Raw genomic sequence first — 14,654 nt, forward strand, 5'->3', positions numbered from 1 at the left:
AAAGTATCTATCAACAATAGCTTGTAATAAATAAAGAAATTAGAAATGAAACAAATCATGACCATAAGTGCTGCACTTCTTTTCTTAACCATAGGCGAAGTGCAAGCCCAAAACGGAATTGAACAGGTATTGAAGAATATCGAAACGAACAATAAGGAGTTGCAGGCAAACGAGCAACTGATTACTTCGCAGAAGCTGGAAGCTAAAACGGATAATAACCTGCCTGATCCTACTCTTTCTTACGCACATCTATGGGGAGCGAAAGATAAAAGCGAAACAATCGGCGAACTGGTTGTTTCACAAAGCTTTGATTTCCCTAGTTTATATGCTACACGTAACAAGTTGAACCGTCTGAAAGCCGGAGCTTTTGACAGTCAGTCGGATGTTTTCCGTCAAGAGAAGCTGTTACAGGCGAAAGAACTTTGCCTAGACATTATCATGCTTCGTCAGCAAAAGCATATTTTGGAAGAACGCCTCCGCAATGCGGAAGAACTTGCAAAGATGTATGCCAAACGTCTTCAAACAGGAGATGCAAATGCTCTCGAAACCAACAAAATCAATTTGGAACTGTTGAATGTCAGAACAGAAGCGTCTCTGAACGAAACAGCACTCCGCAACAAACAGCAGGAGCTGAATACGCTGAATGGTAATATTCCGGTAGTTTTCGAGGAAAACCAATATCCGGCTATACCTTTCCCCACTGATTATCAAATATTGAAGTCGGAAGTCATGGCAACGGACCGTACTCTTATGGCACTCGGCAACGAGAGTCTTGTCGCCCGTAAACAGATTGCTGTCAATAAATCCCAATGGCTGCCAAAACTGGAACTCGGCTACCGTCGGAACACAGAAACAGGCGTACCTTTCAACGGTGTAGTGGTAGGTTTCTCTTTCCCGCTATTCGAAAATCGGAATAAAGTAAAAATCGCTAGAGCACAAGCTCTTAACATTGATTTGCAAAAGGATAATGCTACCCTGCAAGTGGAATCTGAATTGGCACAGCTTTACCGGGAAGCAAAAACACTGCATGCTTCGATGGAAGAATATAGCAAGACTTTCCAGTCGCAACAAGATCTGTCACTGCTGAAACAGGCTCTGACAGGTGGACAGATTAGCATGATCGAATATTTCGTTGAAGTTTCTGTCATCTACCAAAGCCATCAAAATTATCTGCAACTGGAAAATCAGTACCAGAAAGCAATGGCACGGATTTACAAGAGTAAGCTGTAAATAAGTACATAAAGCCCTTTAGGCACGGATTACACGGATTTCACGGCTTTTAGAAATATGATTGCCATAAAGCAACAGCATAATCCATGTAATCCGTGCCCATATATATCCCCTCTCATTTTCTTCAAGTTCCAACTAAATATTTCAAAATAATATGTTACATTTGCAACGAACATAAAATACAGATTATGAAACCTAAACAATTCTATCTATTAATGTTATGTTGCATCCTTACACTATTCAGTGGATGTAAAGAGGATGAAGAAAATCCACTTCGTTTTTACAACAGTGAATATGAAGTACCCATGGGTGGCAGACGTTACCTTGGACTGGAAAGCGGAAATGGTGATTACTCGCTTGAAGTTAAAGACACACGCATCGCAAGCGCAGGAACCGAAACCGGCTGGACCGGAGTACCTGCCGGACGTATGATTTATGTTACCGGTATTCTCACCGGGCAAACTTATCTAAAAGTAACGGATAACGCTACACAAGAGACCTGCACCCTGCCAATCAAGGTTGTCGACAATTACGAAGATATAAAGTTGCTCCGCAGCTACTTGTCTAACTTACCAAACGGAGACGCAAATCTTTTGCCTGGTATTTCCGACATTTTTCTAATCAACAACCACGCACGGGATGCTTATTTTTTCAAACAGGGAGAACAAACAGCTTTTTCATCCGGACTTACCTTAATAACTCAAGGAAGTTATAAACTGGAAAAAGAAGAAGGAAATAATGAGAAAGCCATACTGACCCTCACCTTTTCCAAAGATGCAGCAACACCTGTTTCCGATCATAAATTCATCTTGTGGGGGAATACATACGCATTTCACCGGCTGGATAAAAGCTTAAATTTGAATTGGAATACTCCACCCATCGGAGAAACACGGACATCACCTGTGCCACCTCCCTCCTACACGCTGGAAGAGCTCGCTGGAGGCGAACCAGGCACAGGCAGACAATTGAGTTTTACCCTTTCCGAACAGGAAATACCTGCAGGAATACTGCCTTAATCAACAGTGTCTTCCGATAATATGCGTATATTTTCCGGCAAGTATCCACTACGAATACGCCATTCTTGCGGATAGAGATTATTGGCACGATTGCCGATGTTCTTCACAAATCCGAGAGGAATATGCCGATACGTAAGCAAAACATATCCACGAGGGGCTGTTACCGGCAAGGTAATGGCCTCTTTTCGTAAATAAGTGATGGCCTGTTTATAACTTATTTCTTCCGTAGCGAAAGCTTCCCGGCATAAAAGTGAACTACACATCGCCAATGCATGGTCAGGTATCAAATCCTTTCCTTTCACTTCTCCTATCTCCACTCCTGCCGATACGATTTTCAGGCATTGTTTCATCGCCATTAATTCATCAGCATAATGCCGTGAAAAAGCCCGGATACTTGTTCCTTCCGCCGACAAAATATACTGGTCCGAATTTTCATTATTCAGCCAACTTTTTGCTATATTCAGCTGTTCTTTCGAAACAGGAGAAGATGCTGCTCCCCCTTTCCTATCTTTCTTTTTAGAAGCTTTCTCCTTCGAGAAAGAAGCTACCGGAATCTCGTCTCCTGTCTCCGGTTTCCGAAAAGCTGCCAGAAAAAAACCTTCTCCTTTCGTCTTATGAGGGAAAAAATGATAGACAGGAATAGAAGATTTAGAACCATCACAGTTATCCGCCAGGAGATCTCCTGTTATATTCCAGTTTTCCTGTATCTGCACAGTTAACGGTTCAGCTCCATACTCTTGTTGAATCCAACGTGCATTCTCTTCATCTTCTTTCGTATTAAATGTACACGTACTATATATAAGAATTCCCCCAGGCTTCAACGTGTCCCAAATATCTCCAATAATCCGCCGCTGCCGCTGCCAACAGATTTCTACATTCTCGGGACTCCACTCTTCTACAGCGACAGGGTCTTTACGAAACATTCCTTCACCGGAGCAGGGAACATCTGTAAGAATCACGTCAAAGAAAGACGGCAAAGCCGAAAAATCTGCCGGATCATTATTAGTTACTACCACATCCGGATGTCCCCACTTCGTTAAATTCTCCGCAAGGATCTGCGAACGGTTCCGAATGACTTCATTAGCCACCAGCAAACTCCCTTCAGGAAGCACACTGCGGGCATGAGTTGACTTTCCACCGGGAGCTGCACAAAGATCCAGCATCTTCACCGGTCCGGTAACATACTGCCGGAGCACCTGCTCCACAAACATAGAAGAAGCCTCCTGAACATAATAACAGCCTGCATGAAACAATGGATCAAACGTGAAAGTGAGACGTTCATCCAGATAAAACCCTTCGGAAGACCAAGGGACTTGATTTAATTCAAAATTAAAAGTTGAAAGTTGAAAATCAGTAGCACAACTTGCTTGCTGTACAATTGTGCATTTTCCATTTTCAGTTTTCAATTTCCCATCATTCAACCGGATGCTGACAGGTGGTTCTTGTTGGATGGCAACAGCTAATTTGGCGTATTCTTCATCGCCCAGCAGGGCGCGGGTATAGTCTATAAAAGAAGCAGGTAATTCCATTTCTCGTGATAAATTTCCGCAAATATCAAAAATATTTCGTCTCTTTGCAACTTTCTATGATATTAACTACGTCTAACAGACAAAGAAATAAATAAAAAAACTATTGATATGAAAAATTTTCTATTAGCATTGATGGTTGTACTGACCACTTGCACACTGGCTATTGCCCAAAACAAAACCACCATTGTCCGCGATTCCGTCGGAACAGTCAAAGTAACTGTGGCCAAGGATAACAAAGCAAATACAAACAATACCGCTGTCACAGTCATCGGTGTAGATACAGCGGATACTGATTCCACAGAAGTAGATGCAAACTCTAGTAATGTCAGTACAGGTCATGGTAAGGCCAGTTTTACATTCGAATCGGACGACGACGATTTCCCATTCCATGGTTTTGGTATTAATGGAGGTATTCTCATAGCAATCATATCGATCATTGCCGTATTCGGATTTCCGGTATTCATTCTGTTTGTAATCTTCTTTTTCCGTTATAAAAACCGGAAAGCACGCTATCGCCTTGCCGAACAGGCACTCGCAGCAGGTCAGCCATTGCCAGAAGAATTTATTCGTGAAAACAAAACGGTTGACTCACGTTCACAAGGCATCAAGAACACCTTTACAGGTGTCGGTCTTTTCATCTTCCTTTGGGCAATCACCGGTGAATTCGGAATTGGAGCTATTGGTTTACTTGTTACATTTATGGGTATCGGACAATGGATTATCGGCAGCAAACAACAGACTCAAGGTATAAATGCTCCCCAGATGTATACTACCCATAAAAATGAAAAAAAGAATCAGGATAACGTCAAAACCGATGGCTTCGAAATCATCCCTTCCGAATCCGGAGAGAAAGATAATGGAGTAAACGAAGAAAAGAACGACGAGAATAAATGAGCCAACTCAATGATATATCGTTAGTCGCACAGGTCGTGGTGTTCAAGAACACCAGGGCCTTCGACCAGTTGGTCGGGAAGTACCAGTCACCCATCCGACGATTCTTCCTGAACCTGACTTGCGGCGACAGCGAATTGAGTGACGACCTTGCACAAGATACGTTTATCAAAGCATATACAAACATTGCCTCTTTTCGAAATTTGTCAAGCTTCTCTACGTGGCTGTACCGTATTGCTTATAATGTTTTTTATGATTATATTCGCAGCCGGAAAGAGACAGCCGACTTGGATACAAAAGAAATAGACGCCATTAACAGTACCGAACAAGAGAATGTAGGACAGAAAATGGATGTCTACCAGTCACTCAGAATGCTTAAGGAAGTGGAAAGAACCTGCATTATGTTGTTCTATATGGAGGACATCAGCATCGACAAAATAGCAGGTATTGTAGGAGTACCGTCAGGAACGGTGAAAAGCCACCTGTCACGTGGAAAAGAAAAATTAGCAACGTATTTAAAACAAAACGGTTATGGCAGAAATAGACAATGATAAGCTCTTGCGTGATTTCTTCGCAGAAAACAAGCAGGAAATAGCTGACAACGGATTCAGTCGCCGTGTCATGCACCATTTACCCGGTCGTAGCAACCACTTGGCTCGTATCTGGAGTGCCTTCGTAATGGCTGTGGCCGCCGTACTTTTTGTATGGTTAGGCGGATTGGAAGCAGCTTGGGAAACAATAAGAGAAGTATTTATCGGTATGATTAATCATGGCACTACCAGCCTTGATCCAAAGTCAATAATTATCGCAGCTGTTGTACTATTATTTATGGCTACACGAAAGGTCGCTTCTATGGCATAATTAGTTCCTAGAAGTTTCTCTTTTCGTTAAAGAATGATAAATTTACCCTTAATAGGAAAGGGGCCCAAACATAGATATCGTATCTTTGTTCTTCTGTAAACTAAAATAGAGAGAAGAGTTTTGAAACTACGTATATTTATTTTATTTCTGTTCCTGTCTTTATTACATGTTCAGGCAGATGTCATCGACAGTCTGATGACGCAGCCCAGAGACTCAATCGGACTAACAAGCGATTCCCTAGTACTGCATTTCTTGGAAGAGTCGGGAATCCCTATCTCTGATAATAATAAAGTAAAACTGCTAAAAAGCGGACGGGAAAAGTTTATCGATCTATTTGAAGCCATCCGGGAAGCTAAACACCATGTTCATCTGGAATATTTCAACTTCCGAAATGACTCCATCGCCAATGCGTTATTCACTTTGTTAGCCGAAAAGGTGAAAGAAGGCGTTGAAGTACGAGCCATGTTTGACGCTTTCGGCAACTGGTCGAACAACAAGCCCCTTAAAAAGAAACACCTCAAGAAAATACGTGAACAAGGAGTCGAAATCGTTAAGTTTGACCCGTTCACTTTCCCTTATATCAATCATGCCGCTCACCGCGACCATCGCAAAATTGCTGTTATCGATGGAAAAGTGGCATATACAGGCGGAATGAATATCGCCGATTATTATATCAACGGACTACCCAAAATCGGAACCTGGCGTGATATGCACATGCGTATCGAAGGGGATGCTGTCAATGATTTGCAGGAGATTTTCCTGACTATCTGGAACAAAGAGACTAAACAGAATATAGGAGGGGAAGCTTATTTTCCCCAACATGAGGGACAGACAGACAGCACAAATATCGTTGTAGCAATCGTAGACCGTACCCCGAAAAAGAATAGCCGTATGTTAAGTCATGCCTATGCCATGAGCATCTACTCGGCACAAAAGAATGTCCATATCGTCAATCCTTATTTTGTACCGACCTCTTCTATCAAAAAGGCGTTGAACCGGACAATCGACCGGGGAGTAGATGTAACCATCATGGTTTCCTCTGCTTCCGATATCCCTTTTACTCCGGATGCCGCACTTTATAAGTTACATAAACTGATGAAAAGAGGAGCTACTGTCTACATGTACAACGGGGGATTCCATCACTCGAAAATTATGATGGTGGACGACTTGTTCTGCACAGTCGGTACTGCTAACCTGAACAGTCGTAGCCTACGATATGACTACGAAACAAATGCCTTTATTTTTGATAAAAGAACAACCAGTGAATTGAATAATATGTTCCGAAACGATATCGAGCATTGCACCCAGCTGACACCGGAGTTTTGGAAAAAGCGTTCTCCCTGGAAAAAGTTCGTCGGCTGGTTTGCTAATTTATTCACTCCATTTTTGTAATTTTGTACGGAGAATCATTTTCACTGCAAATTATTCATTATGAAACAATACCTGGATTTACTCAATCGTGTGCTAACCGAAGGCACGGAAAAAGGGGATCGTACCGGAACCGGAACAATCAGTATCTTCGGTCATCAGATGCGTTTTAACCTTGATGACGGTTTCCCGTGTCTGACAACCAAAAAATTGCATCTGAAATCAATCATATACGAATTGCTTTGGTTTCTGCAAGGAGATACAAACGTGAAATACCTGCAGGAACATGGAGTACGTATTTGGAACGAATGGGCGGACGAGAACGGTGATTTGGGTCATGTCTACGGTTATCAATGGCGTTCATGGCCTGATTACAACGGCGGCTTCATCGACCAGATCAGCGAAGTAGTGGAGACACTCAAACACAATCCGGATTCACGCCGTATCATCGTTAGTGCCTGGAACGTAGCAGATTTGAACAATATGAATCTACCTCCCTGCCATGCATTCTTTCAGTTTTACGTAGCAGACGGGCGGTTGAGCCTGCAACTATATCAACGCAGTGCCGATATATTTCTCGGCGTCCCCTTCAACATTGCTTCATACGCATTATTACTGCAAATGATGGCACAAGTGACAGGTTTGAAAGCCGGTGATTTCGTTCATACTTTCGGTGATGCCCATATCTACCTGAACCATTTGGAACAAGTAAAGCTCCAGTTATCTAGGGAGCCTCGTCCATTGCCACAAATGAAAATCAATCCGGACGTGAAAAACATCTTCGATTTTAAATTTGAGGACTTCGAGTTAGTAAACTATGATCCGCATCCGCATATTGCAGGAGCAGTAGCCGTGTAAAAACATGAGTAAAGTATCCATCATTGCTGCCGTAGACCGCCGCATGGCTATAGGCTTCGAGAATAAACTTCTTTTCTGGTTACCGAATGATTTGAAACGTTTCAAGGCATTAACTACCGGAAACACCATACTTATGGGACGCAAAACTTTCGACTCATTACCGAAAGGTGCGTTGCCCAATCGTAGAAATATCGTTTTATCTTCCAACCCGGATACAGTATGTCCTGGTGCGGAAGTGTTTCCTTCACTCGAAACGGCTTTGAAAAGTTGCCGGGAGGATGAACATATATATATTATAGGAGGGGCAAGCATTTATCAGCAGGCTCTTTCCTTCGCTGACGAACTTTGCCTGACAGAGATAGACAGTACGGCTCCCGAAGCTGATGCCTATTTTCCGGAAGTATCCCCAGAGCTATGGCAAGAAAAAAGCAGAGAAGCCCATCCTACGGATGAGAAACATCTCTACTCCTATGCTTTTGTTGATTACGTGAGAAAGTAAAGGAAACGATTCTTACCGCACCTCAACCACGAATACTGACTAACGATTAATCTTCATCTTCTATGTCGACCATAATCGGCATTTGCCGCTTAATGGCTTCATGGAAGGAGATTAATGTTTCGGTACGTGCCAAACCCAATGGTTGCAACTTATCGTGAATAATACTCAATAAGTGATGGTTATTCTTTGCGTAAATTTTGATAAACATATCGTACTTTCCGGTAGTGAAATGACACTCCACCACTTCGGGGATAGCTTCCAAAGCTTTTGTTACCGAATCAAAGGATTCGGGGTCTTTTAGATATATACCAATATAAGCGCAAGTCTCATATCCGATTTTCTCGGGGTCGATGACATACTCCGAACCTTTTAATATTCCTAGATTAGTAAGCTTCTGAATACGCTGATGGATCGCAGCGCCGGAAACATTACATGCTCTTGCCACTTCCAAAAAAGGAATACGCGCATTCCCTGCAATCAGTTTCAGAATTTGCTCATCTAAAGCATCTAATTGATGATGTCCCATTTTTGAATCAAATTGTTTTTATCAATGAATCTTTTATGCAAAGTTAGCGATTTTTCGACAACAAATACTATAATCTATTACTTTTATTTGCAGAAAGCGGATAAGTCAACAATAGTTCGTACCTTTGCAAAAAACATAAATATACCATTTATATGAAACATATTTGCTGTATCATTCTGTGTTTCTGTACTTCTATAGGAAGTTACGCACAGAATTTTGCTGATTATTTTCAGAATAAAACATTGCGAGTGGATTATATCTTTACCGGGGATGCTACACAACAGGCTATTTATCTGGATGAGCTTTCACAGCTCCCTACCTGGGCAGGCCGTCAACACCATCTCTCCGAACTTCCTCTGGAAGGCAACGGACAAATTATTGTGAAAGACCTTGCCAGCAAACAGTGTATCTACAAAACTTCTTTCTCTTCTTTATTTCAAGAATGGCTGTCAACAGACGAAGCTAAAGAAACAGCTAAAGGATTTGAGAATACCTTTCTCCTTCCCTATCCCAAACAGCCTGTGGAAATAGAAGTGACTTTATATTCTCCGCGAAAGAAAACAATGGCTGCTTACAAACATATCGTGCGTCCGGATGACATATTGATTCATAAACGGGGAGTATCACATGTTACTCCACACCGGTATATGCTACAAAGTGGCAATGAAAAAGACTGCATAGATGTTGCTATCCTGGCAGAGGGATATACAGAAAAAGAAATGGATATATTCTATCAGGATGCACAACGTACCTGCGAAAGTTTGTTTTCGTACGAGCCGTTCCGTTCCATGAAGAGTAAATTTAATATTGTTGCTGTAGCCAGTCCTTCTACAGATAGTGGTGTCAGTGTTCCTCGCGAAAATCAGTGGAAAGAAACAGCGGTTCATTCTCATTTCGATACCTTTTATTCAGACCGCTATCTGACTACCAGTCGGGTAAAGTCCATCCACAATGTATTGGCTGGTATCCCTTACGAACATATCATTATCCTCGCTAACACGGATGTATATGGCGGAGGAGGAATATACAATTCTTATACGCTGACCACGGCTCATCACCCCATGTTCAAACCGGTGGTAGTGCACGAATTCGGACACAGCTTCGGTGGATTGGCCGACGAGTATTTCTATGAAGATGATGTGATGACGGACACTTATCCCCTGGATGTCGAACCGTGGGAACAGAATATTTCAACACAGGTGAACTTCACTTCCAAATGGAAAGATATGCTCCCGTCAGGTACTCCGATCCCTACTCCTATTACTGAAAGAAAGAAATATCCGGTAGGAGTATATGAAGGAGGAGGTTATTCTGCCAAAGGTATTTATCGTCCTGCCTACGACTGCCGCATGAAAACAAACGGATATCCGGAATTTTGTCCGGTTTGCCAACGTGCCATCCGCCGAATGATTGAGTTTTATGTTCCTTAATTGAATTGCAATCATCGATAGTTGCCAACGGTAAATACTCATCCAAAAACAAAATCAATATACAATCATATTATTGTCAAACTTAAAACCCAAACCTCATGATTAGACTTCAACCAATCAGTACGTCGGATCTGCAACATTACAAATTTATGGAAGAACTCCTGATTGATGCATTTCCACCGGAAGAGTACCGCCAATTGGAACAACTGCGCGAGTACACTGACCGTACGGGCAACTTTCATAATAACATCATCTTCGATGATGACCTGCCGGTCGGCTTCATTACCTATTGGGATTTTGACAGTTTCTACTATGTAGAACACTTTGCAACCAATCCTGCCCTGCGAAATGGAGGTTATGGAAAACGTACACTGGAATACTTGTGCAATTATTTAAAACACCCGATCGTATTGGAAGTAGAACGTCCGGTGGAAGAAATGGCCAAACGACGTATCAACTTTTATCAACGCCAAGACTTTACACTATGGAAAAAAGAGTACTGCCAACCTCCTTACAAGCCCGGAGATGACTTTCTCCCCATGTATTTAATGGTACACGGAGAACTGGATTGTGAAAAGGATTTTGAAACAATCAAAAAGAGAATACATAAAGAAGTATATGGAGTAAAAGACAATTAAAAAAGAATCCCGATAGTTCCAATGACTACCGGGATTTTTTATATCATACCATTACAGTTCTGTAATTAAGTCCAACCGTTACTGTATCTAAAACGATAACGAATATCAAATACTCTGCCATTCATCTGATAATATCTATCGAACTCTTTTTTATCCGGATCTCCCAAAATTTCCCCTAAATTTGCTGTCTTCAGAGAAAGAACAAAGAATTTCCCGTTGGCTAACCCGACTCCCAGTTGATTACCTTGTGAAGTTTCCGCATTCAAAGCTGTAACTTCCGCATCAAATGTTTTCAATTTTATCGGTTCATCCCTGTCTATCGTTGTACGGTCAACATAATAAAGGTCGTTCCCTTTACCTATCAACAGATAGGTTCTATTATTAATATAAGGTGCTGTATAAATTACAGCTCCTTCTAATAAATTACCAAAACTAATTGACTTGTTGACAGATGGAGTAGCCGTTACCTGATTGCTATTAGAAGCCTTGTTGACAGAATATTCCTGATACAAATATTCACTTCCCTTTTTCAGAATCAGAGTCATCACATATGTACCATCTGTCAGTCCAGTAGTTTTAGGGCGGGCATAACCCAGATACACAACTTCATAATCCAACAGATCATGCAACTTCGGCGCATCATAAAAGCCATTCTTATTATAGTCTTCTTCCTTTGCTGTAAATTGAAGTACCTTACCGGCAGATTGCTTGTCATAATCCATTAGGGCTAAAATACGTTGGTGTCCTTTCTCACCTTCCACAAATGCCATATTCAAAGCACGCATTTCCGGTATAATCAAAAATCTATCAACTTTTACCTCTTTATTTTCAAAAGTCAATGGTATTGACAGGAATTTACCTGTATGAAAAGCTTTTTCTGATAGCTTTTTACGTGTGTATGCTTTTCCGTCTTGGTCCACTACAACAGTCAACCATTTTAGCTCTGCAATCTGCTTCACATTCAAGTTATCTGCAAAACTGGGTTCTAGAAAAGCATCCGGTAAAACAAGGTCTTTAGTAAAAGCGGCACCTTCCAAATCCACACACTTAGTAGCTTTCGGATTCACAATCCATACAGAAGAAGGATTACTACTTGAACCTCCTGAACGGAAATGTTCTAATAACCCTAACGTTTCCTTAGGAAGAGCTTCTCGATTTTGTTCTTGATAAACTTCCAGATGCTCCTGATAAGTCACCGCATCAGTACCTGTTGCAGTCATAAAATTCAGATAAGAAGCTTGTTCATCCTTTGACAACACCAGCCAACCATATAAATTATATTTCTGCGTGAAATCCATCGATGTACGGCCGATGTATGTAAGACCAGTCTTCGGATTAGTCACACGCAACTGACATTCTACCTGGCTTGCTATTTTCTCCACCGTGAATTCCAATACACGTTTATCAGATATAAATTCACCATTCAATGTCCAGTTGTATTCCAGTTCTGACTCTGCAACTTCTTCCGTAGCAAAAGTAATGGTCGGTTCCAATTTGGCTACATTTCCTACAACATAAGTATATTTAGCACCTCCTAAATCAACTGTTATCTCATTTACATCCTCATAATCATAGTTTCCTTTATCGCCATAGCAACTTTCCAAAACCACTGTCAGAGAAAATAACAGTAGAATATATATATTCTTTTTCATATTCAAATCCATTTTACTCATTAATAAACCGGAATATCAATATCCAATCCGTGCTCTGTTATATACTCCTTGAAATCCAATGCATATTTTCGAATCAAGGTTTCATCCATACCAGTCAGATCATTCACTCCTGTACATTTTATAAACTCTTCAAACTTATAAGGATCATACTTGCCTAAATAACTTTCGACAGTCTTATCCCACCACAAAGGTGGCTTAGCTATATTATCAAAATTAATAGTAATACTACACTGATCGGCAAAGCCCGGTTGAAAATTTTCATTCTCCTTAATACCAAACACTAACGTCGCTTCTTTATCTTTCAATATATTATTCGGATTCTTCAAAGTCACCGTAACCTGATCGATAGGAGTTCCTTGATGAAATATAGGGTGAAGATTTAACTCATACATTTCCGGAGTAGCAGTTGTTTTCTCTGTATCAATATACAGTTCAAAATCCTTGTCTTCTTCCAATAAACCTCCCATAAGATTTACCTCAAATTCTAGTGAATGAGTGTCAAGGCCAGGATAATAAGAAAAAGAGAAATTCTGTACTGTAGTTTCCTTTTGCGTAAAATAAACATACGATCCCAAATCATATCTGCCTATCTGGTCTTTCTCACATGCCGTGAGTGTCAAAACCATTGCCGTTAAAAATAAATATATCTGTTTCATTTTCGATCCGTCTATAAATTAGTAAACCATCTCGTTATCCGGTAATGGGAATATAAAGTTAGCCTTTGAATTAGGAAGTATATTATACTTCTTATAAAAATAATATAACTGACCTTCACCTAAAAATTCCTTACGTGCATCCTTTAAAACAGCTTCCTGATATTCCTCTAAAGTAGAAACGTATGAGAAAATACCGGCTGTACACCCTCTATTGGTTGCAACAGTTTCTAACTCCAGTGCTCCACTTGCAGGATCTGTTTTCGCCAAATATTCACCACGGATATAATACATTTCACTCAAACGGATAACAGGAATAATACGTTTATCAAGATCCGTATAAGAGGCATCATCCATATATTTTTTAGAAATCACACAATACCAGTCATAGTCGCTATGAATTTCCATCATACCCCCACTCTCATTCCAACGTCTGTCATTCGCATTTTCATTCAAAATTTCCTCATAATCATCATAATCGATAGAAACCATTCCACCATCTTCATCCACATTATCCCACGCCTTGAAAAGTTCTACTTCTTTTGAATTTGAAAGAGCGAAAATTAAATCATCCTTCATCTTAGGATTCGTATTAAAGCTTGCATTAGCAGTGAAAGTAAACATCTTATCTCCATTATCGTCTGTATAATTTATAACCTCTGACGCTGCATCATAAGCTTTTTTCGCCTCTCCCGCATAAGAGAATACACGTGCTTGTAAAGCCGTAATAGCCATATAGCTCATGCGAAAACCACGGCTAGCGTAAAAAAGGTCTGTCACCAAATCCCCACCTTCAAAGCGATAACCTTTGGTCATTAATATCTTATAACCTTCTTGATTATCATAGGTCTGCACCAAATTGCGCGCATCTTCCAAATCTTTTTCTATTTTAGCCAATATCTCTTTCACTGTTAGGTAGGGTTCTGACACAGAAGGGAAAGTTGCATAATAAGGAATGTATTTCTTACCATCATCTGCTGCTACACTAGGAGCAAAAAAACGAAGGACTTCGAAATGCAAAATTGCTCTTAACGCCAACGCTTCTCCATGAATTAGATCTCGTTCAAGCGTTTTACCCTGAAAGATGGTAGGATCGACACTTTCTATATTCTTTATCAATTCATTGCAATTGGCTATTGCATTGTAAGCCGTAGACCAGATGCTCTGAATAACCGGTTCCAACGTTTTATCCGTATATTTATACTGGCAGGCTTGCCAATACTTGGAGTCCGTACTACCTAAATTAGATTTAGTATAATTCTGTCCCAATACATCAGCCATTCCCCAGGTCAGTTCTTCTCCCCAAAGATACTGGCTTGACATCTGTTTGTAAATACCGTTTAAGGCAATGCGGTATCCACTGCCAGAGTTAAACAGGTCTTCTCCATCCACTTGATTATTAGGACGTACATCCAACCAATCGGAGCAGGAACAAAACGTCAATGACGTACATAAAACTAATATAATATGCTTAATTTTCAT

General features: G+C 40.8%; 15 protein-coding genes. 10 read left to right on the top strand and 5 right to left on the bottom strand.

The annotated features are described in order from the left end of the window. Positions 1-45: 45 nt before the first annotated feature. Positions 46-1,230: a TolC family protein gene (locus GD631_RS21270; RefSeq protein ID WP_143257897.1), complete on the top strand. Its 1,185-nt coding sequence runs from the start codon at positions 46-48 to the stop codon at positions 1,228-1,230. A 188-nt stretch (positions 1,231-1,418) separates the two neighbouring features. Then, complete coding sequence (locus GD631_RS21275) at positions 1,419-2,246, top strand: hypothetical protein (RefSeq protein ID WP_143257896.1); 828 nt, start codon at positions 1,419-1,421, stop codon at positions 2,244-2,246. Here the strand turns inward: GD631_RS21275 and GD631_RS21280 are convergent. Further along, complete coding sequence (locus GD631_RS21280) at positions 2,243-3,775, bottom strand: methyltransferase RsmF C-terminal domain-like protein (protein WP_143257895.1); 1,533 nt, start codon at positions 3,773-3,775, stop codon at positions 2,243-2,245. The genes GD631_RS21275 and GD631_RS21280 overlap by 4 nt on opposite strands. 108 nt (positions 3,776-3,883) lie before the next feature. Between GD631_RS21280 and GD631_RS21285 the strand changes: the two genes are divergently transcribed. From GD631_RS21285 to GD631_RS21310, 6 genes are all read left to right on the top strand, one after another. Continuing rightward, on the top strand, positions 3,884-4,669 hold the full coding sequence (locus tag GD631_RS21285) for a DUF6249 domain-containing protein (RefSeq protein WP_143257894.1): 786 nt from the start codon (positions 3,884-3,886) through the stop codon (positions 4,667-4,669). Further along, complete coding sequence (locus GD631_RS21290; protein WP_143257893.1) at positions 4,666-5,217, top strand: RNA polymerase sigma factor; 552 nt, start codon at positions 4,666-4,668, stop codon at positions 5,215-5,217. Before GD631_RS21285 ends, GD631_RS21290 begins: the two co-directional genes overlap by 4 nt. Beyond that, positions 5,198-5,527: a DUF5056 domain-containing protein gene (locus GD631_RS21295; protein WP_143257892.1), complete on the top strand. Its 330-nt coding sequence runs from the start codon at positions 5,198-5,200 to the stop codon at positions 5,525-5,527. The genes GD631_RS21290 and GD631_RS21295 overlap by 20 nt, the downstream gene beginning before the upstream one ends. A 120-nt stretch (positions 5,528-5,647) precedes the next feature. Next, entirely contained in the window at positions 5,648-6,919 is a 1,272-nt protein-coding gene (gene cls, locus GD631_RS21300; RefSeq protein ID WP_185911534.1) for a cardiolipin synthase, read from the top strand. A gap of 39 nt (positions 6,920-6,958) precedes the next feature. Next, complete coding sequence (locus GD631_RS21305) at positions 6,959-7,753, top strand: thymidylate synthase (protein ID WP_055236357.1); 795 nt, start codon at positions 6,959-6,961, stop codon at positions 7,751-7,753. A 4-nt stretch (positions 7,754-7,757) separates the two neighbouring features. Beyond that, complete coding sequence (locus tag GD631_RS21310) at positions 7,758-8,252, top strand: dihydrofolate reductase (RefSeq protein ID WP_143257891.1); 495 nt, start codon at positions 7,758-7,760, stop codon at positions 8,250-8,252. A 46-nt stretch (positions 8,253-8,298) separates the two neighbouring features. Here GD631_RS21310 and GD631_RS21315 read toward each other — a convergent pair whose 3' ends face one another. Next, positions 8,299-8,778: an Lrp/AsnC family transcriptional regulator gene (locus GD631_RS21315; protein WP_004297952.1), complete on the bottom strand. Its 480-nt coding sequence runs from the start codon at positions 8,776-8,778 to the stop codon at positions 8,299-8,301. 152 nt (positions 8,779-8,930) lie between these two features. On the opposite strand from GD631_RS21315, the gene GD631_RS21320 reads away from it, so the two are divergent. Continuing rightward, positions 8,931-10,208: an IgA Peptidase M64 gene (locus tag GD631_RS21320; protein WP_143257890.1), complete on the top strand. Its 1,278-nt coding sequence runs from the start codon at positions 8,931-8,933 to the stop codon at positions 10,206-10,208. Positions 10,209-10,306: 98 nt separating this feature from the next. Continuing rightward, positions 10,307-10,846 carry a GNAT family N-acetyltransferase gene (locus tag GD631_RS21325; protein ID WP_143257889.1) on the top strand — a complete coding sequence of 180 codons (540 nt, stop codon included), beginning with the start codon at positions 10,307-10,309 and terminating at the stop codon, positions 10,844-10,846. 65 nt (positions 10,847-10,911) lie between these two features. On the opposite strand, the gene GD631_RS21330 is transcribed toward GD631_RS21325, so the two are convergent. The 3 genes from GD631_RS21330 to GD631_RS21340 are packed head-to-tail and all read right to left on the bottom strand — an operon-like array spanning position 10,912 to position 14,654. After that, complete coding sequence (locus GD631_RS21330; RefSeq protein WP_143257888.1) at positions 10,912-12,498, bottom strand: PKD-like family lipoprotein; 1,587 nt, start codon at positions 12,496-12,498, stop codon at positions 10,912-10,914. A gap of 20 nt (positions 12,499-12,518) precedes the next feature. Then, positions 12,519-13,175: a DUF4843 domain-containing protein gene (locus GD631_RS21335; protein WP_143257887.1), complete on the bottom strand. Its 657-nt coding sequence runs from the start codon at positions 13,173-13,175 to the stop codon at positions 12,519-12,521. An 18-nt stretch (positions 13,176-13,193) separates the two neighbouring features. Continuing rightward, positions 13,194-14,654 carry a RagB/SusD family nutrient uptake outer membrane protein gene (locus tag GD631_RS21340; protein ID WP_143257886.1) on the bottom strand — a complete coding sequence of 487 codons (1,461 nt, stop codon included), beginning with the start codon at positions 14,652-14,654 and terminating at the stop codon, positions 13,194-13,196.

It is taken from the genome of Bacteroides luhongzhouii (assembly GCF_009193295.2).
Classification (GTDB): Bacteria; Bacteroidota; Bacteroidia; order Bacteroidales; family Bacteroidaceae; genus Bacteroides; species Bacteroides luhongzhouii.

Excerpts from the sequence above, each read along its gene's own strand:
- GD631_RS21330 (WP_143257888.1), bottom strand. The coding sequence starts at position 12,498 with ATGAAAAAGAATATATATATTCTACTGTTATTTTCTCTGACAGTGGTT.
- GD631_RS21280 (WP_143257895.1), bottom strand. The coding sequence starts at position 3,775 with ATGGAATTACCTGCTTCTTTTATAGACTATACCCGCGCCCTGCTGGGC.
- GD631_RS21320 (WP_143257890.1), top strand. The coding sequence starts at position 8,931 with ATGAAACATATTTGCTGTATCATTCTGTGTTTCTGTACTTCTATAGGA.
- GD631_RS21295 (WP_143257892.1), top strand. The coding sequence starts at position 5,198 with ATGGCAGAAATAGACAATGATAAGCTCTTGCGTGATTTCTTCGCAGAA.
- GD631_RS21275 (WP_143257896.1), top strand. The coding sequence starts at position 1,419 with ATGAAACCTAAACAATTCTATCTATTAATGTTATGTTGCATCCTTACA.
- GD631_RS21315 (WP_004297952.1), bottom strand. The coding sequence starts at position 8,778 with ATGGGACATCATCAATTAGATGCTTTAGATGAGCAAATTCTGAAACTG.
- GD631_RS21270 (WP_143257897.1), top strand. The coding sequence starts at position 46 with ATGAAACAAATCATGACCATAAGTGCTGCACTTCTTTTCTTAACCATA.
- GD631_RS21305 (WP_055236357.1), top strand. The coding sequence starts at position 6,959 with ATGAAACAATACCTGGATTTACTCAATCGTGTGCTAACCGAAGGCACG.
- GD631_RS21335 (WP_143257887.1), bottom strand. The coding sequence starts at position 13,175 with ATGAAACAGATATATTTATTTTTAACGGCAATGGTTTTGACACTCACG.
- GD631_RS21325 (WP_143257889.1), top strand. The coding sequence starts at position 10,307 with ATGATTAGACTTCAACCAATCAGTACGTCGGATCTGCAACATTACAAA.
- GD631_RS21285 (WP_143257894.1), top strand. The coding sequence starts at position 3,884 with ATGAAAAATTTTCTATTAGCATTGATGGTTGTACTGACCACTTGCACA.
- GD631_RS21310 (WP_143257891.1), top strand. The coding sequence starts at position 7,758 with ATGAGTAAAGTATCCATCATTGCTGCCGTAGACCGCCGCATGGCTATA.
- GD631_RS21340 (WP_143257886.1), bottom strand. The coding sequence starts at position 14,654 with ATGAAAATTAAGCATATTATATTAGTTTTATGTACGTCATTGACGTTT.
- GD631_RS21290 (WP_143257893.1), top strand. The coding sequence starts at position 4,666 with ATGAGCCAACTCAATGATATATCGTTAGTCGCACAGGTCGTGGTGTTC.